This is a genomic window from Petrotoga olearia DSM 13574 (assembly GCF_002895525.1).
Lineage (GTDB): Bacteria > Thermotogota > Thermotogae > Petrotogales > Petrotogaceae > Petrotoga > Petrotoga olearia.
This window is the reverse complement of record NZ_AZRL01000021.1, coordinates 71,991-94,232: the sequence shown is the minus strand read 5'-3', so window position 1 is coordinate 94,232 and position 22,242 is coordinate 71,991. Positions and strand designations below refer to the sequence as shown.

The 22,242-nt window shown below is 32.2% G+C and carries 22 protein-coding genes and 2 tRNA genes; 9 read left to right on the top strand and 15 right to left on the bottom strand.

Going from position 1 to position 22,242, the window contains the following annotated elements; translation table 11 throughout:
• Window positions 1–4: 4 nt before the first annotated feature.
• The 4 genes from X929_RS07480 to X929_RS07465 form a co-directional block, all read right to left on the bottom strand.
• Entirely contained in the window at window positions 5–1,207 is a 1,203-nt protein-coding gene (locus tag X929_RS07480; protein WP_103067400.1) for a YgeY family selenium metabolism-linked hydrolase, read from the bottom strand.
• 205 nt (window positions 1,208–1,412) lie between these two features.
• Window positions 1,413–2,660: a threonine synthase gene (gene thrC / locus X929_RS07475; protein ID WP_169925008.1), complete on the bottom strand. Its 1,248-nt coding sequence runs from the start codon at window positions 2,658–2,660 to the stop codon at window positions 1,413–1,415.
• Between the two features lie 15 nt (window positions 2,661–2,675).
• On the bottom strand, window positions 2,676–4,142 hold the full coding sequence (locus X929_RS07470; RefSeq protein WP_103067398.1) for a pyridoxal-phosphate dependent enzyme: 1,467 nt from the start codon (window positions 4,140–4,142) through the stop codon (window positions 2,676–2,678).
• A 455-nt stretch (window positions 4,143–4,597) separates the two neighbouring features.
• Window positions 4,598–4,912, bottom strand: coding sequence for a solute carrier family 23 protein (locus X929_RS07465; protein WP_103067397.1), 315 nt, complete (start codon window positions 4,910–4,912; stop codon window positions 4,598–4,600).
• A 340-nt stretch (window positions 4,913–5,252) separates the two neighbouring features.
• Between X929_RS07465 and X929_RS07460 the strand changes: the two genes are divergently transcribed.
• Genes X929_RS07460 through X929_RS07450 form a run of 3 tightly spaced genes read left to right on the top strand, consistent with a single transcriptional unit; the run spans window position 5,253 to window position 7,173 of the window.
• Window positions 5,253–5,582 carry a hypothetical protein gene (locus X929_RS07460; RefSeq protein WP_103067396.1) on the top strand — a complete coding sequence of 110 codons (330 nt, stop codon included), beginning with the start codon at window positions 5,253–5,255 and terminating at the stop codon, window positions 5,580–5,582.
• On the top strand, window positions 5,575–6,084 hold the full coding sequence (locus tag X929_RS07455) for a hypothetical protein (protein ID WP_103067395.1): 510 nt from the start codon (window positions 5,575–5,577) through the stop codon (window positions 6,082–6,084). The genes X929_RS07460 and X929_RS07455 overlap by 8 nt, the downstream gene beginning before the upstream one ends.
• Window positions 6,085–6,093: 9 nt before the next feature.
• Window positions 6,094–7,173: a hypothetical protein gene (locus X929_RS07450; protein ID WP_103067394.1), complete on the top strand. Its 1,080-nt coding sequence runs from the start codon at window positions 6,094–6,096 to the stop codon at window positions 7,171–7,173.
• Window positions 7,174–7,287: 114 nt separating this feature from the next.
• Here the strand turns inward: X929_RS07450 and eno are convergent, their stop codons facing one another.
• The 10 genes from eno to X929_RS07400 form a co-directional block, all read right to left on the bottom strand.
• Entirely contained in the window at window positions 7,288–8,586 is a 1,299-nt protein-coding gene (gene eno / locus X929_RS07445) for a phosphopyruvate hydratase (RefSeq protein WP_103067393.1), read from the bottom strand.
• Between the two features lie 71 nt (window positions 8,587–8,657).
• Window positions 8,658–9,356 carry a UMP kinase gene (gene pyrH / locus X929_RS07440; protein WP_103067392.1) on the bottom strand — a complete coding sequence of 233 codons (699 nt, stop codon included), beginning with the start codon at window positions 9,354–9,356 and terminating at the stop codon, window positions 8,658–8,660.
• Between the two features lie 98 nt (window positions 9,357–9,454).
• Entirely contained in the window at window positions 9,455–10,048 is a 594-nt protein-coding gene (gene tsf / locus X929_RS07435) for a translation elongation factor Ts (protein ID WP_103067391.1), read from the bottom strand.
• 153 nt (window positions 10,049–10,201) lie between these two features.
• Window positions 10,202–10,690 carry a pantetheine-phosphate adenylyltransferase gene (gene coaD, locus X929_RS07430; protein WP_103067390.1) on the bottom strand — a complete coding sequence of 163 codons (489 nt, stop codon included), beginning with the start codon at window positions 10,688–10,690 and terminating at the stop codon, window positions 10,202–10,204.
• A gap of 21 nt (window positions 10,691–10,711) precedes the next feature.
• Window positions 10,712–11,797 carry a tRNA 2-thiouridine(34) synthase MnmA gene (mnmA, locus tag X929_RS07425; protein ID WP_103067389.1) on the bottom strand — a complete coding sequence of 362 codons (1,086 nt, stop codon included), beginning with the start codon at window positions 11,795–11,797 and terminating at the stop codon, window positions 10,712–10,714.
• Window positions 11,790–12,260, bottom strand: coding sequence for an RrF2 family transcriptional regulator (locus tag X929_RS07420; protein WP_103067388.1), 471 nt, complete (start codon window positions 12,258–12,260; stop codon window positions 11,790–11,792). The genes mnmA and X929_RS07420 overlap by 8 nt, the downstream gene beginning before the upstream one ends.
• Before the next feature lie 88 nt (window positions 12,261–12,348).
• Window positions 12,349–14,142 (bottom strand): LysM peptidoglycan-binding domain-containing protein, encoded by a 1,794-nt coding sequence (locus X929_RS07415; RefSeq protein WP_103067387.1) that lies wholly within the window; start codon window positions 14,140–14,142, stop codon window positions 12,349–12,351.
• Window positions 14,139–14,801 (bottom strand): DUF2225 domain-containing protein, encoded by a 663-nt coding sequence (locus X929_RS07410; RefSeq protein ID WP_103067386.1) that lies wholly within the window; start codon window positions 14,799–14,801, stop codon window positions 14,139–14,141. Before X929_RS07410 ends, X929_RS07415 begins: the two co-directional genes overlap by 4 nt.
• Window positions 14,798–15,712, bottom strand: coding sequence for a signal recognition particle-docking protein FtsY (gene ftsY / locus X929_RS07405; RefSeq protein ID WP_103067385.1), 915 nt, complete (start codon window positions 15,710–15,712; stop codon window positions 14,798–14,800). The genes X929_RS07410 and ftsY overlap by 4 nt, the downstream gene beginning before the upstream one ends.
• Before the next feature lie 49 nt (window positions 15,713–15,761).
• Window positions 15,762–17,042: an alpha-amylase family glycosyl hydrolase gene (locus X929_RS07400; RefSeq protein ID WP_103067384.1), complete on the bottom strand. Its 1,281-nt coding sequence runs from the start codon at window positions 17,040–17,042 to the stop codon at window positions 15,762–15,764.
• Between the two features lie 252 nt (window positions 17,043–17,294).
• Between X929_RS07400 and X929_RS07395 the strand changes: the two genes are divergently transcribed.
• From X929_RS07395 to X929_RS07385, 3 genes are read left to right on the top strand one after another with little or no spacing between them, the layout of a single operon-like run.
• On the top strand, window positions 17,295–17,669 hold the full coding sequence (locus tag X929_RS07395; RefSeq protein WP_103067383.1) for a DUF2089 domain-containing protein: 375 nt from the start codon (window positions 17,295–17,297) through the stop codon (window positions 17,667–17,669).
• 14 nt (window positions 17,670–17,683) lie between these two features.
• Window positions 17,684–18,793: a DUF4097 family beta strand repeat-containing protein gene (locus X929_RS07390; RefSeq protein ID WP_103067382.1), complete on the top strand. Its 1,110-nt coding sequence runs from the start codon at window positions 17,684–17,686 to the stop codon at window positions 18,791–18,793.
• 2 nt (window positions 18,794–18,795) lie between these two features.
• Window positions 18,796–19,737 (top strand): hypothetical protein, encoded by a 942-nt coding sequence (locus tag X929_RS07385; RefSeq protein ID WP_103067381.1) that lies wholly within the window; start codon window positions 18,796–18,798, stop codon window positions 19,735–19,737.
• Here the strand turns inward: X929_RS07385 and X929_RS07380 are convergent, their stop codons facing one another.
• Window positions 19,738–20,463, bottom strand: coding sequence for a WecB/TagA/CpsF family glycosyltransferase (locus tag X929_RS07380; RefSeq protein ID WP_245858680.1), 726 nt, complete (start codon window positions 20,461–20,463; stop codon window positions 19,738–19,740).
• A 201-nt stretch (window positions 20,464–20,664) separates the two neighbouring features.
• Here X929_RS07380 and tig point away from each other — a divergent pair, with 201 nt between their 5' ends.
• The 3 genes from tig (at window position 20,665) to X929_RS07365 (ending at window position 22,200) form a co-directional block, all read left to right on the top strand.
• Window positions 20,665–21,996: a trigger factor gene (tig, locus tag X929_RS07375; RefSeq protein WP_103067379.1), complete on the top strand. Its 1,332-nt coding sequence runs from the start codon at window positions 20,665–20,667 to the stop codon at window positions 21,994–21,996.
• Between the two features lie 46 nt (window positions 21,997–22,042).
• Window positions 22,043–22,119 (top strand) — tRNA-Asp (locus X929_RS07370).
• A gap of 4 nt (window positions 22,120–22,123) precedes the next feature.
• A tRNA-Cys gene (locus X929_RS07365) sits at window positions 22,124–22,200 on the top strand.
• The last annotated feature ends 42 nt before the right edge of the window (window positions 22,201–22,242 follow it).

Sequence of the window (22,242 nt, the reverse complement as noted above, 5' to 3'; positions counted from 1 at the left end):
CCTTTTACAAGTATTTTTGTGTATACAACTTAGGTATGCATGCATACATTGCAGCGGCCTTCACCAATTCATTTTTCCATGTTTTTTCGTTGGGAGCATGTGCTTGATCTTCATGGCCAGGACCAAACCCAATACAAGGTATTCCATATCTTCCCATTATGGAAACACCATTGGTAGAAAAAGTCCACTTATCTACCAAAGGTTTTTTTTCAAATAAGTTTTGATACGCTTCTTTGAGAGTTTGACAAACAGGATGATCTTCTGGTAATACCCAAGCTGGGAAATATGCTTGTGTTGGATATATTAATCCGGTGTAGGATGGTTTTTCATAGGTGTAAAGTTCCACATCAGAGTTATGCTTCTCAGATGAAGGTAAATTTTTAATCTCTTTTAAAGCATCGTTCCAACTTTCTCCCCAAGTCAATCTCCTATCTATGGATATAGAACAACCATCTGCAACGGCACATCTAGAAGGAGAAGAGAAAAAAATTTCGGAAACTGTCAAGCTACCTTTTCCTAAAAAATCATCATTCTTTAAACACGTATGGAGTACTGGTAACTCTTTAACAATATCCGCCATTTTATAAATAGCGTTATCTCCTCTTTCAGGTGCTGAACCGTGACAACTAACACCATGGGTGGTTACTTTTATTTCCATCCGCCCACGCTGGCCTCTATATATATTACACGAAGTTGGTTCGGTAATAACGACAAATTCGGGTTTGATTTTATCTTCTTCAATTATGTATTGCCAACAAAGTCCATCACAATCTTCTTCTTGAACAGTACCGGTGATTAATAGTGTATAATCGTCGTTTAAATCTAAATCTTTGATGATCTGGGCTCCGTAAACCATAGAAGCCATTCCACCTTCTTGATCACTAGCTCCTCTCCCAACGATAATTTCATCGTCTTCATAACCTTTATAAGGATCGTAATTCCATAAATTTATATCTCCAATACCTACTGTATCTATATGAGCATCCATAGCTATTAAGTGTTTTCCGTGGCCAATGTAACCTAAAATGTTCCCCATTGGATCAATATCTATTCTGTCAAAACCTACTTTTTCCATCTCTTCTTTAATTCTTAAAATAACATCTTTTTCATTTCCACTTTCACTTGGAATAGCTATCATGTCCCTGAGAAATTTAGTCATATCTTTTTTATATTCTTCAGCTTTGGATAGAATTTGTTTGTAATTCATATATTTTGATGGCCCCCCTTTTATTTAATAATTTACTGCTTTTAGAAACTCTAAAAAGCACTTTAAAAGTAAGTTACATCTAGTGTGTTTTAGCACTCTTTCGCCCCGCAGCCCACCGATATTTTTGAAAATGATTTTATTTTTATATTGTTTATAGTTTGTAGTGTTATGATAAAAAATTATCGTTCAACTATTAAATAAGTTATTAAAAATTATAATCATTTAATAATTGAGATAATTCTTTCAAATCTGGTCGCAAAGTTAAAGGAGCTCCTACCGCTTTTTCAGCATTTTTAATATCTTTTAAACCGTTCCCTGTAATCACAACGGCAACACTTTCAGAAGATTTGATTATACCATTTTCAACTGCTTTTTTTATGCCAGCAATCCCAGCTACTCCAGCAGGTTCACCAAAAATGCCTGTATTCTTACCTAAAGTTTTCATCATATCTAGGATTTCCTGGTCCGATACGTTGATCATATCACCATTTGATTCTTTAATGGCTTTGATAGCTTTCATATAATTTCGAGGTTTTCCAACTGCTATGCTATCAGCAATTGTGTTTTCTGGAACGGGAATCAGATCTGTACCTTTTTTAAAAGCTTCAGTTATTGGTGCGCAACCTTCAGATTGAACACCTAATAACTTTGGTAACTTATCAATGAATCCGATTTGTTTTAAATCATACACACCTTTCCAAGCTCCTGCTATTGTACAACCATCACCAACAGAGTAAACTAACCAATCAACCATTTCCCAATTTAATTGTTCAGCTATTTCTATGGAAGATGTCTTCTTGCCTTCAACTAAATAAGGGTTAATTGCAGCATTTCTGTTATACCATCCACGCTTATTAATAGCTTCTTGGGATAGATAGAAAGTCTCTTCATATGAACCCTTTACAGAAAGAACAAGCGCACCAAAAATCAAGAGCTGAGTAACCTTTCCAATCGGAGCCCTAGAAGGGACAAAGATAACTGCCTTCATTTCATTTCCCATAGATGCTATATTACCTGCCAACGAAGAAGCGGCGTTCCCCGTGGAAGCACAAGAAACAATGTTCATACCGGCTTCTTGTGCCTTTACTACAGCTATAGCGGAAGCCCTGTCTTTCAAAGAACCTGTTGGATTTAAACCATCATCTTTAAGGTATAGAGTTTCTATACCTAGCAGTTTTGCCATAACTTTACTTTTATAAAGAGGTGTTCCTCCTACCCTTAAAGTGGGCTTGGGAGTGGTAGGTTCTATAGGCAAAAGTGGCAAATATCTCCAAATAGATGGATCTGGATTTGCTTTTAAATCTTGTTTATTCCAATCTGTTTTTATCTTTTCATAATCATATTCAACATCCAAAATGCCTTTTTCTCCACATTTTGGGCAAAGATATTGTGTAGGTAGCGGTTCGTATTTTTCTCCACAAGAAATACACACCAAATCTTTTACATATTTCAGTTTTTTCCCCTCCAATTAGTCTAATAATCCTGTTTTTTTGTTAAATTCAATTATTAGTTGATCAATTTTATCTGCTGTTTCAAATGCATTCCCCCAGTATTCTTCACAGTTGTACCATTGTTCGTTTAATTCGTCGAGTTCTTTACCCTGCTGTTCTATCCAAGTATAGTATTTTAAATTGTGTATTCTTTTTTTATCGTAATAACTCAATTCTTGAATAAAGTCAGTTTTTATTCCTAATATATGTCTATAAAAATCTATTGCCGCCTTTTGTTGACTATATTTACCTTCTTGTTCTTGTAACTCTTTAAGCCTGGAACCATATAACTCCATAGAATCGGTGAATACTGTCATTATTACATCTTTTTCTGTTAATTCATAGTATTTGGCAAATTTTATTGCCGAAAGTACATTTGCAATAGACGAAATTCCAAGCAAAGATAAATTATCTACAACCTCTGAAGAAATTCCCTGTTTTCTTAAAAAATCCCTTCCTTCTGGTTCATTGCAAAGCCTTATTAAATTCATAGCATCATTATCATCAACCCCGATAACCATATCCGTATTTTTAACATTATGAATCCAAGGAACATGTTTATCTCCTATGCCTTCAATTCTATGTGCACCAAATCCGTTGTTTAATAAAGTAGGACATTGTAATGCCTCTGATACAGCTAATTTACTCTTTGGATATATAGATTTTAAATATTCTCCAGATCCCAATGTTCCTGAAGATCCTGAAGTAAATACTGTTCCGGCTAATCTGTCTTTCTCACGCATGATTTTTTGCAAGACCTCTTCCATAGCAGGTCCAGTAACTACATAATGCCACAAACGATTGCCCATTTCCTCGAATTGGTTAAAAATAACAATATTGTCGTAAGTAGACTTTAATTCCTTACATTTATCAAATATCTCTTTTACGTTACTCTCACTCCCTGGTGTTCCAATTACTTCCCCTGCAACTTTTGACAACCATTCGAATCTTTCTTTACTCATGCCTTCAGGAAGTATAGCTATGGATTCACATCCTAAAAGCTGAGAGTTATATGCACCTCCACGGCAATAGTTGCCTGTTGAAGGCCAAACTGCTTTTTGACTAGTAGGATCAAATTGACCAGTCACAAGTCTTGGCACAAGACAACCAAAGGTGGAACCAACTTTGTGAGACCCGGTTGGAAACCATTTACCAACTAATGCAACGATCCGAGCTTTAACACCTGTTAATTCAGATGGTAACTCAAAGTAATTTACATCCCCATACAGACCACCTTTTGGAACAGGTTCGTTTTTCCAAGTAATTCTGAATAAGTTAAAAGAGTTAATGTCCCATAAGCTGATATTTTTTAACCTTTGTTTGATTTCATCAGGAATCAATTCAGGGTTTCGCATTTGAGCAAAGGTTGGTATAATAATGTTGTTCTCTTTAGCCCTTTCGACAACTTTTTCTAACACGTCTTTATTAACAGTTAAATCTATCATCTCATTCCTCCTAAGTTTTTAAATATTACTTTATTTAGAAACTCTAAATTTTATTTTAAACCATATTTCTAGAATCCAAAAAATTTTTAAAAAAGTTCTATCAAATGGTTCTCTTAGTTAACTTAATATTATACATCTTATTGACCAAGTAATTAAAACTCGATTTTCAGTGCTAATTAAACTTAATCGCTAGTAATCGTTTATAATAACTAATAAACGGTTATAATCATAAATACTCAAAATAATAAATTCTTTGATTTAAGAATGATGATGGCATGTATAAATTTAATTCATGTGCTCCCTCTTTTCTTTCTCGGGTATAATGAGGTTTAAAATAAAAGCGGTTAAAGCTCCAACAGTAATATTAGACGAGAAAATTATAGCCATCTATTCCGGAAGCTGGATCACTATATCTGGTTGAAAAGTAACCCCTAATCCTAAAGCTAATGAAAGTGCTAATATAAACATTTTTTATCATCTATATTTTGACTGAAGGTTGTATTAGGAAGTGTGTTGAAAACAGCTGCCAAAGCACTTCCCACACCATCTAACAAAACTCCTCTTTTTAATCTTTGATCATGTATTTCGCCTTCAACTGGTTCACCACTAACTTCTGCAATAGCTGTCAAATCACCCACTGTTTCAACCGTTGTGATGATATAGGCTAAAATCCAAGGGATAATAAGACTCCAGTTAAAAGCTAACCCATATTTAAAGGGAACTGGAACGGTTACCCATCCTGCTTCTGATATTGGAGCAAAATCCACCATGCCCAACGGTATTGCAACGTTGAACTATCATCTATTAGAAAAACACCCCCTTAGAATTAAATATCTATTTAAAATGAAAGTTTTTTTATATTTATTTTACTATAATTTTTTCTCGTTGACAAACAAAGTTTTCTACTGTTTTAACCTTTTAATGGTTTTTATTTGCCGTTAGTTTTGTATAATTCCAAATAATCATTTATATTTAACTTGAGTTATAAATTATGATATAATTTCAATAACTATTCATAATTAATTTTACAACCTTTAAAAAATAGAATTGTCCAACTTTCTGGAGTTGATTTTGGTTGGATGTTGGTTAAAAAGGAGGCCATTTATTATTATGTTTAACTTTTTTAAAAGGAATAAGTCAAATGTTTCAAAAACAACGAATAAACAAGTTTTTTACAATGAGAAAAACGCATTAGTTATACATTTCAAATGTACAAAATGCGGAGAGAAGTTCCGAAGTTATCTTAGAAAAGGTTATGATTTTGTCACCGATTATGAAACAGGTGAGTACAAAATAAATAAAGAATATATAGGTTCAAACTGTTTCAACAAAATACACCTTTCTGCTACATTTGATAGAAATTATAAATTAAAAGAATACACCTTAGAAAATGGAAAGGTAATTAGTAAAGAGGAATGGGAGGGAAAAGACGATGCCTAGAACAACAGGTGAAAAAGATACTAACGTAAATTTATTTGAATATAGACCTGTAAGGCCATTTATACAAATACCAGAAAAGGTACTTATGTATATTTTACAACTAACGCCATCGTCTTTTGCAAAAGTATATTTATACTTGTACAACATGAGTTACGGGCTGGGATATGATCATACAGTTACCCATACTAGCGTACGAGAGATAGCTTCAAATTTGAATATTAGTATCGGAAGAACACAAAATGCCATCACCTATTTTAAAAAAATTAAGGCTATAGAAAAAATAGAGTCACGAGCGGTAATAGGAACAAAATACAAAGTAAACGTACCTGAATATTCTTCTTCTAGAAATAATTGGTACTTCACTGAACCCAATAAAGTTAGATACATAATGATGAAAGAAAAATTATTGACTTCGGAAAAGTTAGTTACTTCTAAAATTAAGCGTTATAAATCTGTCAAAAAATCTTTGGAATTGGGATTATTTGATACATTTGAAGAGTAGGTAATCAATATGTATGATAAATTGTTGAGTTTAATTCTTTCTCAAAATAATTCCTTTTTATTCGATTACGCAGAGAAAAATAATATTAATAGGTTAGTAGGTACGGTTCTTTATTCAAAGGACAACTTAGTTATAATAGGTGTTAAAAATTCTTTTTTCTTTTTAGAAAATCAAAGTAATCAAAATATCAAAGTAGGTATTAGAGTGAATTTGAATTTTTTAAAATCACAAGATAAAGCAAATAGTGTAGATACTCCAATTAAGATGAAATATTTAGGTGAGTCATCAACAAATGGTATTAAATTAAGTTTAAGATTTCCAAACTTTAAAAATATCGATTCTATTAACCTTAAAACTCCTAACTTCACAGATACACAAAATTTGAAAGCATCCATATGGCTCTCAAAGTTTTCTCAAACCCTAAACACACAATTAAAAAACTTAAAATTTGATAATTTGGAAACCCACGAAATGACTTCCTTTAAAAAACTAGTAGAAAAAATTGTAACTACAATTCTAAAATCCTTTAAAGATAATTTAAACTCCGTTTTATCCCCGTCCCATTCTGCGAACAAAATCGTAGACATGATGAAAGTATACATTTCTAGTAAAAACAATCCAGATTATTTCTCTCAGAACCAGCTAAAATTAATAAGAGAATTAGTAACTTTGAAAGAAAAAGATGTAAAGACATTGGATACTAAAAATGAATCTCAAACAAGCGAAAGAAATAATATAATGGATAAAACATTAAGTTCTTACTTAACCATTAAAAATCTAAGCTTAGAAACAAAAACACCCCTAATGTTCTTTTCAATCTTTGGGTTGCCTATATTTTTTACGATTGATAGAGAATATCAAAACAATTTAAAAAATTACCAGAAAGAGACGATGAATCAAAAATTGAATTTAATCCTTCTTACTCACAACTTCGGAGTTATAGATGCCCATATACAAAGTCTTGAAAAAGAAGTTTATATAAGCTTTGAGTTAGAGAATAACACCGATTATTTTAAATTAAAAAAGCAATATCTAATAAAAAATTTGAAAGTAAAAAATTATTTTGTGAAGAGAATTGATTTTTTATGATAAATAAAATATCGTTCAAGTATTATAAAATTTCTAATTAAATCTTATTGGATATATATATAAAAAACCGGTGAAGAAAGAAATCACCGGTTTTTAATGATGTTTAAATATTCACTATTTCTTAATTGAATAAAAAGCATTCAATCCTCTATATTGAGCGGTTGTATCGAGTTCTTCTTCGATTCTTAACAACTGATTATATTTTGCTATTCTGTCTGTTCTTGAGAGTGATCCGGTCTTAATAAAACCTGCATTTACCCCTACAACTAAATCAGCAATAAAAGTATCTTCTGTTTCTCCTGAACGATGAGATACAACGGCAGTCATATTATTTTTATAGGCCAATTCAATTGCGTCTAGAGTCTCTGTTACACTTCCTATTTGATTCAATTTGATCAAAATAGAGTTGGTAGCTTTTAAATCTATACCTTTTTGCAATCTTTTGACATTTGTAACGTATAAGTCATCACCAACTATTTGAACCCTGTTTCTTACCTTTGCAGTGAATTGAGAGTAACCTTCCCAGTCATCTTGATCGAATGGATCTTCTAATGACTTAATAGGATATTTATCAATTAATGATATATAATAATCTGCTAATTCATTCGAACTCATATCTTTTCCATCAACAGAGTATTTTTTTGTCTCTTCATTGTAAAACTCAGAAGCAGCAGCATCCATAGCAATGAAAATTTGTTTACCAGGTTCGTAACCAGCGGCTTGTATGGCTCTAATAATGTATTTAATAGCTTCTTCATTCGAATTTAAATTTGGAGCGAAACCACCTTCATCTCCAACAGAAGTTATGTGCCCTTCTTTTTTCAAAATATTTTTTAAATTATGAAAAACCTCTGCTCCTGCTCTCAAAGCATCCTTAAATGAATTAAATCCAGCAGGCATAATCATGAACTCTTGAATATCTAGATTATTATCAGCATGTTGTCCACCGTTTACTATATTCATCATTGGTACGGGTAAAACTTTGGCGTTCACTCCTCCTAAGTACTTGTAGAGAGGTAGTCCTAGAGAGTTTGCAGCAGCCCTTGCCACCGCCATAGAAACAGCTAATATGGCGTTTGCTCCAAGATTTTCTTTGTTTTCTGTTCCATCTAAGTCCAACATCACTTTATCAACATTAACTTGATCAAAAGCGTTCAATCCAACGACTTCTTGTTCAATAATATTGTTTACGTTATTTACAGCTTTAGTAACACCTTTTCCCATATAATAATCTTTATTACCATCTCTTAATTCTAATGCTTCAAATTTACCCGTTGAAGCGCCTGAAGGAACAATAGCTGAACCGGTTGCGCCAGTAGACAAAGTAACTTCTGCTTCAACGGTTGGATTACCCCTTGAATCTAATACCTCTCTTGCTTTTACTGATACTATTTCATCATAAAACTTTTCCATATAAGAAACACCTCCACAAATTTATATTTTAGTTAAACTTTAGAATTGAATTTAGATTAAATGGACAATATTTAGTGGTTGACTTTAGTGCCAATATTCTCTCCCTCTACGGCTTTAAGCAAGTTACCTTCTTCAAAAAAATTGATGATCAATATGGAAAGATTATTTTTTTCACATATTGAAAACGCCTCTGTATCCATAACTTTTATTTGCTCTTTAATTGCTTGTTCATAAGTTATGTTATCATATTTTTTGGCATCTTCGAATAATTTTGGATCTTTATCGTATATACCATCAACCTTCGTAGCTTTAACAAGTATATCCGCATTCATTTCGATAGCCCTCAAGGCAGAGGCTGTATCCGTAGTAAACAGAGGATTAGAAGTTCCGCCAGCAAATAAAACAATATAGCCAGCTTCAAAACACTGTTCAATAAAATCATATTTGAGTGGCATTACAGAAGGTAAATTTACAATGGGAGAAACTACAACACTTTTCAAACCATTGCTTTCAAAAACGTTTTTAAGATACAGTGAATTTATGACGGTGCCCAGCATTCCTAATTGATCAGCCATTTGAATTCGAAAATCTTTTAGCTCTTTCCCTCTAAATATGTTTCCAGCTCCCACAACGATCCCCAATTTAATATTTAACTGATGAATTTTCTTGACCTCATTCACCAAATATGTTAACGTTTTCTCAGAAAACCCTTTTCCCCCTTCACCACTCAAAGCTTCCCCACTCAATTTTAGTAATACTCTTTTGTACATAGGCCCTCCTTTTTGAAACGTCAATGCAGTCTTATTGGTGATAGAAAAAGTTTCAAATTCATAAATAAAGCAAAAAGGCGGAAACCTCCACCTTTTTGTTATTCACCAATTGCAAATCGAGCAAATTTATCTACTGTAATATTTTCTCCTACTTTTGCTATCATAGAACTAATAATATCTTTGATACTTTCCCCTTCACCAAAAACATATTCTTGATCAAGAAGACAATTTTCAGTGTAGAACTTTTCTAATTTGTTTTCTACAATTTTTTCCTTGATATTTTCCGGTTTGTTGGAATCTTTTAACTCTTCCATGTAAATTTCTTTTTCTTTATCTATAATTTCTTGAGGAACTTCTTCCCTTGAAATCCATTTTGGTTTCATCGAAGCAATTTGCAGAGAAATCTTCTTAGCTAAGTCATGAAAATCATCTGTTCTAGCTACAAAATCGGTTTCACATCCCAACAATAGCAAGACACCAATTTTTTCATTATGATGAATATAAGAGTATACAATTCCTTCATTAGTAACTCTTCCAGCTTTTTTTGCAGCTTTTATAGAGCCTTTCTTTCTCAAGATTTCAACGGCTTTATCTATATCTCCGTTAGCTTCTTCTAAAGCATTTTTACAATCTAACATTCCTGCTCCTGTTGAAGCCCTAAGATTCTTTATTTTTTCAATTGATACGTCCATTTAAAATACCTCCTAATGTTTTTATTTCTGACTTTAAAAACTCTAAAACCTTGTGTTAGCACGCCCCGCTCCCCCGACCATAATGATCGATAAAACCATTGTATTTTAACACAACTAATTGAATATTAAAACAAGAAAATTATTGTTTTATTACTATTTTTTTAATAGTTTTTCTTGTAACTTTGCTTCAACAAACTTAGATACCCACTTACTAACATCTCCATTGTAAGATGCAATTTCTTTTATCATCGATGAAGAAATGTAAGAAAAATCTGTATCAGCCATAAGAAAGAAAATCTCTAACTCTGGAAAAAGCATATGATTAGCGTTTGCCATTTGTAGTTCATATTCGTAATCACTGACAGCCCTTAAACCTCTTATTAAATTATAAATTTTTTTTTCCTTTAAATAATTTACCAGCAAACCATCAAAAGATTCAACAATAACATTTTTTATACCTTCTAAATCCTTTTTTACCATTTCAATCCTTTCATGGAGAGAAAAAAGATACTTTTTTTTTGGATTATTCATAACAACCACATAAAGATTGTCAAACCTTTCACTTGCTCGTTTCACTATGTTCACATGCCCAAATGTTATTGGATCAAAACTTCCTGGATATGCTGCGTCCCTAATTCCCATTGTTAAATTTCCCCCATTTTATTAAACATTGATTATACCCGAAGCTAAAACAACACCGCTTTCGTCATAAATTGTTGCAAATTGACCGGGTGTAACAGCAAATATCGGTTCTTTAAAACTCACTTCTAAAGTATTATCAGAAATCTTACTAACAACTGCTGGCTTTTCTTCGCTTTTCTTACGAACTCTACAAAAGCCTTCTACTTTATCAAAATCCACAAAAAAGTTAACGTTCCGTACAATAAGCTCTTTAGAATACATTTTTTCAGTAGGAGCAACTATAATAATATTCTTTTGGGGCACTATTTTATATACATGTAATTTCACATTTGCGTTTTTATAGTAGCTTATCCCGGTACGTTGACCAATAGTATAATTCATGTATCCTGTGTGTGTTCCTATTTCGTTTCCTTCTAAATCGTAAACTTTTCCTTCTTCAGAATTAACTCCATATTCTTTTAGAAATTTTCTGTAATCGTTATCAGGAATAAAACATAACTCTTGACTGTCAGGCTTATTTGCCACACTTAATCCTATTTTTTTTGCTATATCTCTTATCTGAACTTTATACATATTCCCTAAAGGAAAGTACAAATAAGGAAGAGTATTTTTGTCTATATAAGATAGAAAATATGATTGATCTTTGTATTGATCAACACCTTTTTTAATAACATAGGTAGTATACTTTTCGGAATACTCTTTTATTAAATAGTGACCACTGGAAACCAAATCTGCGTCGTAGCTATGAGCTATCTCTAAAGCCTTTCCGAACTTAAAAAACTTGTTGCATAACATGCAAGGATTGGGCGTTTTACCTTCTTTATAGGTATTGATGAAATAATTGATTATTTTCTCTTTAAATTCCTTTTTTATATCAACTATCTGAAAATCATCAAGATCTAACTTATTTGCAATTTTTAAGGCATCTTGTGTATCTGAAGGACTACAACAAACTTTCTTTTTTTCAGGGATCAATGAAAAGATAACATCGTTCACGGTTTTGAAATGAAGTCCTATAACTTGATAATTTTGTTCTTTCAAAAGATATGCAGCAACAGAACTATCTACCCCACCACTCATGAGCATTAATACTCTTTTATTAGACATTTATTTTTTTTAATCTTCCTCCTTCATCTTCTGACATCTTGATCTTTGCTATTTTTCTTCCGTAATCTATTATATCTTGCAAGGTCATTTTACTTAATTCCAACATGATGGAATTATCAACCCTTTTCCATACAAATTCAACGGCACATTCTATTTCCAAAGAACATTCTCCAACGATACAATCAAAGGATTGAAGTGGTTTATCTAAAACTTGAATAATTTCGCTCAAACGTAAATCTTCTGGATTTTTAGCTAAAGCATATCCACCAAATTTACCTCTAATAGATTTAACTATTCCTGCATCACGTAATTCTATAAATATTTTTTCAAGAAAATCTTTTGGTATATTTTGCCTTTCAGATAATTCACTGATAGGCACTTTTTCTCTTCCTTCATCTTCGGCTAGTACGGCTAATTCAAACAAAGCCCTTAAAGCATAGCTACTTTTGACAGTAAGTGACATGTGTTATTCCTCCTTTTAAAATAAACGTTTCTTTTTATAAATCAACACTCAATAAAAATATCAAATAGGCTTCATATCTATTACATACTTATACGTCGGATTTTCTGCCGACCACGTAAACGGTTAAATTCTGTAAACTATTATTAGCTAATCTAACATCGTTCACGTAAATATCAATCTTATTCCCCAAAACTTTGGCACCCGTATCTTGAACCTCAAAATACCCTTTATTTGGAAGATCTGACAATTCAGGTATATAAACTATCGTTCCTAAAGGCAAGACATCAGGATCAGACGCAATTGTTTTGTATGGTGTTGGTTTTTCTCCAGACTTTGTTAACCTAAAAGTTGGTGAATAGACAAGCTTGTCATCCCATTCTGTGTAGTAGGTTGCCTGAAAATCTCCAATCCTATTATAAAAAAGTTTTAAAGGATCTCTTGGTTCTCCGTTCTTCCACAATTCAACCATTACAATACTACCTGCTTGAGTTATTCCTAATGATGTATTCGAATCCACCCATTTGCCCTCATCAACATATGGAGTTTTTATATTCCCTATGACACTCACAATAGAATTTCCATGGTCCGTTTTTATATACCAACTGGCATTTGGTAATTTCCCAGTCTCTATCACTCTTCCAGGCAAAACCGGATAAACCTGCTCTGTTTGAACCAAAACTCCTATCCCACTAGAAACTCCAGCAGCATTTCTCTCTCCAAACCTCACAACAATATTTTCATAATTTGAAAGTGATGTTTTAGGGAAGGGCCACCTGATATACTCTTCAATATTATTCACGGGTATGATTAATTCTTGCCCTACTTTAATATTCGTTGATTGTAGATTATTGGCTTGCTGAATAATCTGAACACCTTTATTTCCTAAGTTAAACGCATTTGAAATGCTTATAAGGGTATCCCCAGACTTAACTTTATACCTTACTTCGTTTGAATTCTCAAACAAATAACTAGCTTCTGCTTCTCCTACAGATTTATATAGTTGGTCGATCTTCATTTCGATATTTTGTATCTGACCAAAATATTTCTCATTTAATGAATTTGGTGGTTGGGTAATAACCTTTTGAAGGTCATATTTTACATTTTCTAACTCTTTGCTTAAAGAAGAAACCTGGTTTTCTAAAGTTTTAACGTTCAAAATTTCTGTGGACTGGTTCTTATAATAAAATTTAGAAACTGTCTCTTCAGTTTTATAATCTACTATGTTTTCTACATATTTTTCTAAATTCAGTTTGTCCACCTCTTGTTGCACAAGCTCTTTTATATTTCCGTTTTCCAAAAAGTAAAATTCGGAATTTTGAAAACTTTTTTCCAAATTATTAACCTTTTCCGTTAGGGAATTCACGGTATCTAATAGAATTTTTTGATCATTCTTGGGAATATTGTTCACAACATTTTGTAATTCTGCAATCTGAACTTCCAATTGCAATATTTTTTGATCTAAATCAGTATTTGTAAAATTATTAACCTTTTTTTGAGAAACATTGTTAATTTGGCCCTCTAAACTTCGAACCCTTTGATCTAAATCTAGCAGTTTATCAATAGATTCAGTACTCCGCCCTTCATACAAATAATTTTCCAAGGTTACTACTCTGCTATCAATATTGGTGTACTGATCTTTTAAGCTTTTTGCCATATCATAAGCATAACTGTTATTCTTTGAAATTTGATAAATTTCATCAGATAAACTATTAAGTTTTTCTTCCATTTGAGTTAAACGCTCATCCAACGCATCCAAATGATTTTGAATTAACTCCAAATCTTTGTTTGGCAAAGTCGGTTCTTGAGAAGTCGGTTGAAAAACCGTACACCCTGATAGAAAAAATGCCAAACCTAACAAAAAAATCCAAAATAATCTCTTCATTTTAATTCACCCCTTAGATATTTTGCAGCCTTTAAGTATGGATTTTTAGGATTATTATAATTTTTCAACAAATAATCAAACAAGTTCGCAGCTTCCTTTCTATTATTCAGTCTATAGTTTATATACCCCAGATAAAACAAAGAAAATATATAATCCTCTTCTGAAAATGTTTCATAGTTCTTTTCAATAATTTTTCCACAATAGTAAAGTATTCCCAACTCTTTTTCTTCTTCATTTTGTTCACGGTAGTACCAAGCAAATTTTACCAAAATTTTTACTACTTCACTGGGTAATCCCAAAATTGCGTAAATATTAGCAGCTATCATAAGTTGAGTTGCATAAAATTCATGAGATTTTGAAGAAGAATTATCTGCTTCTGGAAGAGATTTTTTGTCTATCTTATTCAAAAACAGTTTAACTTCTTCGGTGTTTAGAGAATTTAAATATTCGTATATATAATCTTTATCTTTTTCCTGAAAGGTAAAATAGCAATTGGGACAAGTGATCAATGAATAAAGAGATACATTAATATCCCTGTATTCTGGTTTTAAATCTAAATCATATGAACTAACTTTTATAGACGTTGAGGCTACTTTATCAAAAGAAAATTCTTTTTGACATACTGGGCACACTGCAAAATCTCTAATAAAATCTTTCATTCTATCTCATCAACACCTAGTAATGCATTACAGTAGGACAAAGGATCAAAAATTTGTAAATCGTCTTCTTTCTCTCCAAATCCTACTAGTTTTATTGGAATATTGAGTTCATGGTTTATAGCAAAAGCTATTCCCCCTTTGGCTGTTCCATCCAATTTAGTTACAACTATCCCGCTTATATCTATTGCTTCTTTAAAAGCCTTTGCTTGAGAAATCCCATTTTGACCAGTAGTTCCGTCAAGAACTAACAGTGTTTCATGAGGAGCTCCGGGGACTTCCCTTTCAACTACACGCTTTATTTTTTTTAATTCATCCATTAAATTGCTTTTTGTATGTAAACGTCCTGCGGTGTCTATTAACACTACATCTTTGCCTTTTGATTTTGCGTGCGTTATTGCATCGTAAACAACTGCGGCGGCATCCGAACCTTTTTGATGAGCTATTACAGTGGTATTTAATCTATTACCCCATTCTTTGAGTTGCTCAATTGCAGCTGCCCTGAATGTGTCTGCAGCAGCTAAAACAACTTCTTTCCCTTGGTTAGAATACATCTTAGCTAACTTCGCAGTAGTCGTAGTTTTTCCACTACCGTTGACTCCAACGATGAGTATTACATAGGGTTTTTGCTGAAAATTATTAACCACTTCGTCTTTCTGTAAATTTTCCACTAAAATATCTCTCAATAATAAAAGCGGATCATTGTAGGAATTATCCTTTTTATATCTACTTTTTAACTCTTCCAAAACTGTATTGGAAACTTCAACACCCATATCAGACATTATTAATATTTCTTCCAATTCTTCTAATACATCATCGTTAAGAACTTTACCAGAAAAAATAGACTTTATATTTTTAAATACGGTATTTCTCGCTTTACTCAAACCATTTTTGAACTTTTCAAAAATTCCCATTCAAATACCTCCGTTACATCAAATTGGGTTAATTTGGATATGCAATATTTCACCTTGTTTTAATAATAATTGGTAATTTGCTGATCACAAAGTACGATTGTATAGAAACTATTTCATTAGTTATTAAATCACTTCCATACAAAGTAAAGTCTACTGGTATTTTCCCATATCTATCCTCCAAATTCAAGATAGTAATGTATTCATCCTCATCTCCACTCCATTTTATCATTATTATACCCTTAGATAACTCTCTAATAGAAAATTGGTGGCAGGCTGATTTAATCTTTTTAGCCATATTAACAATCTTTTTGAAAAAGCTTAAAAATTCATAGTCACCTTTGTTCCATTTGATCGGGTCTTTTTCGAAAAGGTTAGGTAGATTCTCCATCATTAATTCTTGACCAGCGTAAATTAAAGAAGCACCTGGCAAAAGATTATATAAAACGGTCCAATTTTTGATCTTATCTTTTCCATTTAAAACTGAAGCTATTCTAGGATTATCATGATTTTCTAAAAAACGCATTTTAAAGGAATTTTTTGGAAATATTGTTTCTTGCAAAAAAACATGATCGAAATAACAATTCAAATCTTTTTCACCAGAAAAATAACTTCTTAAATAGCAGAGGCCATCGTAATCGTATGTAAGGTCAAAGGCTTCATATACCTCTGAATCTGAATGAACATTGTATCCTCTAGTTCTCAGATCGTAAATAAATTTTGGATCAAGTGTTTCTGCCAACCATATAATTTCTTTTCTTTGATTCAATTTTTCTCTAGCTTTTTTCCAAAACTCTAATGGTACAAGCGGTGCAACATCACATCTAAAACCATCTACGCCAAGATCAACCCAACTATCCAAAACTTTTATTAGATAATCCCATAAATCCTTATTTTCATAATCCAAATCGTAAACATCCATCCAATCTTCAACTTTTCTTGTTAATTGACCGGTTTCATCTTTCATGAACCATTCAGGATGTGTTTCCACCAACTTTGAATCCATAGAGGTATGGTTGAATACGATATCGATCATTATTTTTATTCCATTGTCATGTGCCTTGTCTATTAATCTTTTAAAATCCCTCTTATTTCCAATTTCTTTAGATATTTCTTCGTAATCTTTTATAGAATATGGGCTTCCATGGGTACCTTTTCTACCAACCTTTCCAATGGGATAAAAAGGCATAAACCACAGTATGTCCGCTCCCAAAGCCTTAATACGTTCAATATCGTTGTATATATCATTAAAGGTTCCAGCATTTCCATAATTTCTAACAAAAACTTCATAAATTACAGAACTTTTTAACCAACTTGGTGAGTCTTTTGCCACGTTTGGACCTCCTCAAAGTATAATTTTAACTTAAACCCAACAAATATTATATCATTGATTATATCAAATACCTATATTTTTCAGAATTTTTTAATAAACCCAACTACTTAATTTTTTTAATGTTAGATACAAAAAATTTTTATTAAAACTAGACATTTTTAAAGTTTTATGTTATAATTTTTTTAAAATACTATGGAAAACTATCAAAAATATTATTTAAAACATAAAAAATTAATAATGGGAGGTTCTAATATGCCAAAATATCGTTTATCCAAATGTCCCGTTTGTGGAAGTAAGTTAAATATCGTAAAATATCGATGTGAAGAATGTGGAACCGAAATATCTGGCAACTTCGAATTAGAAGAATTCGCACAATTAACAAACCAGCAATTAAATTTTTTAAAGATTTTTATCAAGGTTAGAGGAAATTTATCAGAATTACAAAAAGAGCTTGGTATCTCTTATCCTACGGCAAAAGCCAGATTAGAAGAAGTTGCAACAGCAATGGGATACGAATCTGAAAGTATTGAAAGCAGAGAAAAAACCCTTGAAATCCTTGAAAAAATTGAAAAAGGAGAAATTACCCCTGAAGATGCAAAAGAACTATTAAAAAAATACAAAAAATAAAGGAGTGATTGTAAATGCCAAAGATTGATTTAAATGATGTAAAAGCAATTAAAATAAAAGCGAGAAACTTTCATGGAAGAATAAAGGTTTGTTATGGAGAAATAACACATCTTGAATACGTAGACCAAGACGTTAACGTAGGGACTGCTTGGGACTCGGATCATACAAGCGTTTCAATCGACATAGATTATGAAAAGGGTGATTTTTTATCAAGATTCTTTACATTCTCTAAAATGTTCCATGAAGTACCTATTAACTTGTACATAGGTGATCAAGTTAATGATGTGGAGTTAGACCTATCTTCTGCTGATATAGAAACTAATTTGGATTCTACTAACTTAGGTAATTTAACCATAAAAACACGTTCAGGAGATATAGATATTAATGGAGCTAATCAAACCAAAATGTTGGAATCTTTGATGGTGAATACAGGGTCGGGGGACGTGAGTATCGACTTAAACGACAGTGATATGGATGAATTAATTTTAAAAGGTGCCTCTGGAGATTTCGAAATTCACAACGTGAATATATTAAAGGGTGATTTTAGTATGGCTAGTGGCGATGTTTTAGTTGAAAACTCTAAAATAGAAAATCTTAAGGTAAGTATGGCTTCTGGTGATGTTTCGATAAAAAATTGTATCGTGAAAGCAGCAAACTTTAAATCAGCGAGCGGTGATATTTTCGTAGATTCCCTCGTGGAAGATTTTTATTGTACCGTAAACACAGCTTCTGGAGATATAGATCTAATAGTTCAAGGAAAAGAAAAAATTTATTTAGAGGCTCCGACACACAGGTATTCATCATCGATAAAATCAAACGTTGATTTAGTTCAAAGTAGTGATTCTTCTACTCTGCCCAAAAAAAGAGTGTTAAAAATTAATGTAATGAGTGGAGATATCAGTATTAGAGGAGTAGAACCTCAGGGGGAAGCCATGGAAGAAATGGGAAAAGAAAAACGTGAAGATAATTCAAAAGGTGATGAATTCCTAACCATTGAAGAAAAAAAGATTTTGTCTTTATTAAAAGAGAAAAAAATTTCTCGATCTTTTGCCATAGAACTTTTAAAAGAGTTGGGATACTCTGAAGAACTAGCGGATAAATTTTTGAAGGATAGGGGGGAATAATAATGCATGGTAGAATAATATTAATTGCGTTAGGTATTTTAATCGTTTTATCAGTCATTTTCAACGAATTCTTGGTTAGTTTCAGCTTGATAGAATTCTTCTTTGGAGTAATTTTTCTTGTATGTGGAATAACTTCATTCAAAAAGAGAAACGTTGGAACTCTCGGAAGTCTAATATTTGGAACGATATTGATGATCGATACATTTCAGTTGTTTCCCACTTCTCTAGATTTTGGTCAACTATTTCTATTGATGATCGCGTCTTATATTATTGACGCTGGATTTAGCGGTCTATTTCATATTAGAAAACCCCACATAAGGATTAATAAATCGATTATATCCGAAAATCTGCCACCTAAATTTACAGGTAACACACTTGAATTAACAACAGATGTAGATTGGAGCTCTCTAACTATCGATTCTTATAAGATAGACTCACCCGTAAAGGTAAAAGCTGTAATTGATAATGATATATATTCCTTTAAAAAAGAATATGACTCTTCTAAAGTGAATATTTTTAACAAGTTGAAAGTATCCAATGTAAAAATACCTGAACGAGCAAAGATAACTGTATATTTAAACGAGAATACTTATTACAATTATCATGCAGATTTGAATGTTTGTACTGCTTTCTTTGATCTAAGACGAATTAAAACAAGAGAAGTAAGAATCAAATCAACTGGGTCTAACATTACTTTGATACCTTCTCAAAATGATAATACCTCGATTGACTTAAACTCAGAAGTTTCATCCATAAATATAAAATTGCCTGAGGATGTCTCTTTAGTATTGAATCATATCGGAGATTTAAACTTTAAAAATTTTGGACGAATGTACCAAAGAGAAGATGGAACTTATGTTACTGATAATTTCTCAGAAGCATTTTACACTTGTTATCTGAACATTTCCTCTGAGATTTCACGGTTAAATATTGAATTTATATAATTAATTTTTAGTCCGATATAAATTCACATAAAATTTAAATAAATCAGGTATTTTTTTAATCCGATGGGGCTCTTCAAGCATTCTATACAACCATTCTAAGCCAACCTTTTGAAAGAAAAGAGGAGCCCTTTTCGTAACGCCTGCAAATACACCAAAGCTTCCTCCTACTCCCATCATAAGCTTTGCCTCCAACGTTTCAAAGTTCCTTAAAATAAAGGATTCCTGTTTTGGGATTCCCATCCCTACAAATAAGAGATCCGTTTTACTATCATTAATTTTTCTAACTACTTCTCCTTCGTTATTTGTATCAAAATATCCATGGTGATATCCAACTATATTTACCTTGAACATTTTCTCAATTCTTTCAGCTGCTTGTTTAACTATACTCTCTTCTGACCCAAGCAAAAATATTCTATAATTATTCATATGAGATAATTCTAACAAATACTTCATTGTATCTATACCGGGGCATCTTTCAGTTTCAATTCCTTTCTTTTTGAGCAATTTAACTATCCCCACCCCATCAGGAATGGAAAAAGATGCTTTACTGATAGCTTCAGAATATTCGTTACCCTTTAAATATTCCATATACATTAACGCATTTAAAGTGACTATCCAAAGCTTCTCTTTTCCGATTTCGCCTTTAATAAAAGAATAAATATCATCTTGTCTGCCATAAACCATTGGAATATCTTTCAAAAGAAACCGTCCAACCAATATATTCACCTCGGATTACTGCTTCGAATCGAAATATTGTATCACAAATAAATCGTAATTTCCATAAATATTATACAAACAAAGTTTGAATTAAGAAAAATGTTTACACTAGAAAAACAAAAATTGACGTTTAATTAACCAAATTCCTTTTCTTTCATTGTATAATACTTTGAACTTTGATGAAAACTTCTCAAATTAGGAGGAAGGATCATGGAAAAAACTTTGCTCAGCCAAGACAAAAATGTTAAGAAATACCTCATAAAATTTTCTAAAGATGAAATTGAAAAAATAGAAAATCAAATTGTTCGAGAAATTAACCAACATTACACCTTTGAAGGATTTAGAAAAGGGAAAGTTCCCAAACAGGTTATTAAGTTGCGCTTAGGCTCTGACTTCAATAATATGTTATTAGACGAAGCAGAACATGAACTGGATCACAAAATCAGAGAAGAAGAAAAGTTGCTTTTTCCAATTACTGTTGAATCCAGAGCTCAAGATGAGGAACACATCGAATTCGAGGTTCTGATTCACACCTATCCTGAAATAATAAAAACTGAATTTGAAAATATGACGGTTAAAATACCTGAATCTAAAGAAGTGGTTGAAGATTTTGTACAAAGAAGGCTGGATGATTTACTGGAGAGCAACGCAATATTAGATCCAAAAGAAGAACCTATACAATATGGAGATTATGTAAGAATAAACTATGATTTAGTAGAAGAAAACGGTGAAGTAAGCAAATCTAATGAAGAAGAAGAAATCTTAGTAAGAGAAGATGATGAAAGAGAGCTCGTTAAAAAACTCATAGGAAAAACCGCCGGTGATGAATTTGAATTAGAAAAAGATGATCAAGGCAAAAAAGTTATTCAAAAAGTCCGAATTGCCCAAGCTTATACTAGAAGGCTTCCAGAATTAAACGATAATTTTGCAAAAGAGTTGAATATTGAAGTAGAATCGTTGAACGAGCTGAATGAAACGTTGAGAAAAGAAGGAGAAGAAGCGGTTAAAAATTGGCAAGATCAGTTTGTTATCAACTATATTTTATCAGAGTTACCAAATTATGTGGATATTGATATCTCTGAAGAGAGTTTAAATTATTATGTTGATGCAACTATAAGAGATCTAAAAAACAAAGATAAATACGAAGAAAATCTAAAAAAATACGATAATGATGAAAATAAATTGAAAGAGGATATCAAAAAAAGCGCTTTGAATTGGATTAAAGAAATGATTATCATCGAAGAACTATCCTTAAAAAACAATATCAAAGTAGAGAACGATGAAATATCTCAAGAGATTAAGAATTTCTCAACTATGTATGGATTACCTTTCTCACGTGCTCAAGAGATAATAAGTTCGAATCCTGAACTATCTAATGAAATCGTGTGGAACAAATTAAGAGAAAAAGTAGCCCAATTTATCAAAGAGAAGGTACAAATAGTTGAAATATCAAAAGATGAGTTTGAAGGTGGAAATGTTAACCCCACAGAAGAAGGGAAAGAAGAAAAACCAAATACTGATAATGAAAAAAGTGAAGAATAGTATGGACAAAAGCAAAATTATATGATAAAATACATTTGAAGTTGATGGGGACGTAGTGAAGCTGGTTATCATGCCGGTCTGTCACACCGGTGCTCGCGGGTTCGAGTCCCGTCGTCCCCGCCAATTTGGCAACGTAGCCAAGGGGTCAAAGGCGGCGGTCTGCAAAACCGCTATTCGAGGGTTCAAATCCCTCCGTTGCCTCCATTATAACTAAATTGTTCCTGTGTATTACTTCTTCAGGACGTA

Bases quoted from the DNA above. Each gene is read 5' to 3' on its own strand.
- X929_RS07480 (WP_103067400.1), bottom strand. From the start codon at position 1,207: ATGAATTACAAACAAATTCTATCCAAAGCTGAAGAATATAAAAAAGAT.
- X929_RS07470 (WP_103067398.1), bottom strand. From the start codon at position 4,142: ATGATAGATTTAACTGTTAATAAAGACGTGTTAGAAAAAGTTGTCGAA.
- X929_RS07465 (WP_103067397.1), bottom strand. From the start codon at position 4,912: ATGGTGGATTTTGCTCCAATATCAGAAGCAGGATGGGTAACCGTTCCA.
- X929_RS07460 (WP_103067396.1), top strand. From the start codon at position 5,253: ATGTTTAACTTTTTTAAAAGGAATAAGTCAAATGTTTCAAAAACAACG.
- X929_RS07455 (WP_103067395.1), top strand. From the start codon at position 5,575: ATGCCTAGAACAACAGGTGAAAAAGATACTAACGTAAATTTATTTGAA.
- X929_RS07450 (WP_103067394.1), top strand. From the start codon at position 6,094: ATGTATGATAAATTGTTGAGTTTAATTCTTTCTCAAAATAATTCCTTT.
- eno (WP_103067393.1), bottom strand. From the start codon at position 8,586: ATGGAAAAGTTTTATGATGAAATAGTATCAGTAAAAGCAAGAGAGGTA.
- pyrH (WP_103067392.1), bottom strand. From the start codon at position 9,356: ATGTACAAAAGAGTATTACTAAAATTGAGTGGGGAAGCTTTGAGTGGT.
- tsf (WP_103067391.1), bottom strand. From the start codon at position 10,048: ATGGACGTATCAATTGAAAAAATAAAGAATCTTAGGGCTTCAACAGGA.
- coaD (WP_103067390.1), bottom strand. From the start codon at position 10,690: ATGGGAATTAGGGACGCAGCATATCCAGGAAGTTTTGATCCAATAACA.
- mnmA (WP_103067389.1), bottom strand. From the start codon at position 11,797: ATGTCTAATAAAAGAGTATTAATGCTCATGAGTGGTGGGGTAGATAGT.
- X929_RS07420 (WP_103067388.1), bottom strand. From the start codon at position 12,260: ATGTCACTTACTGTCAAAAGTAGCTATGCTTTAAGGGCTTTGTTTGAA.
- X929_RS07415 (WP_103067387.1), bottom strand. From the start codon at position 14,142: ATGAAGAGATTATTTTGGATTTTTTTGTTAGGTTTGGCATTTTTTCTA.
- X929_RS07410 (WP_103067386.1), bottom strand. From the start codon at position 14,801: ATGAAAGATTTTATTAGAGATTTTGCAGTGTGCCCAGTATGTCAAAAA.
- ftsY (WP_103067385.1), bottom strand. From the start codon at position 15,712: ATGGGAATTTTTGAAAAGTTCAAAAATGGTTTGAGTAAAGCGAGAAAT.
- X929_RS07395 (WP_103067383.1), top strand. From the start codon at position 17,295: ATGCCAAAATATCGTTTATCCAAATGTCCCGTTTGTGGAAGTAAGTTA.
- X929_RS07390 (WP_103067382.1), top strand. From the start codon at position 17,684: ATGCCAAAGATTGATTTAAATGATGTAAAAGCAATTAAAATAAAAGCG.
- X929_RS07385 (WP_103067381.1), top strand. From the start codon at position 18,796: ATGCATGGTAGAATAATATTAATTGCGTTAGGTATTTTAATCGTTTTA.
- tig (WP_103067379.1), top strand. From the start codon at position 20,665: ATGGAAAAAACTTTGCTCAGCCAAGACAAAAATGTTAAGAAATACCTC.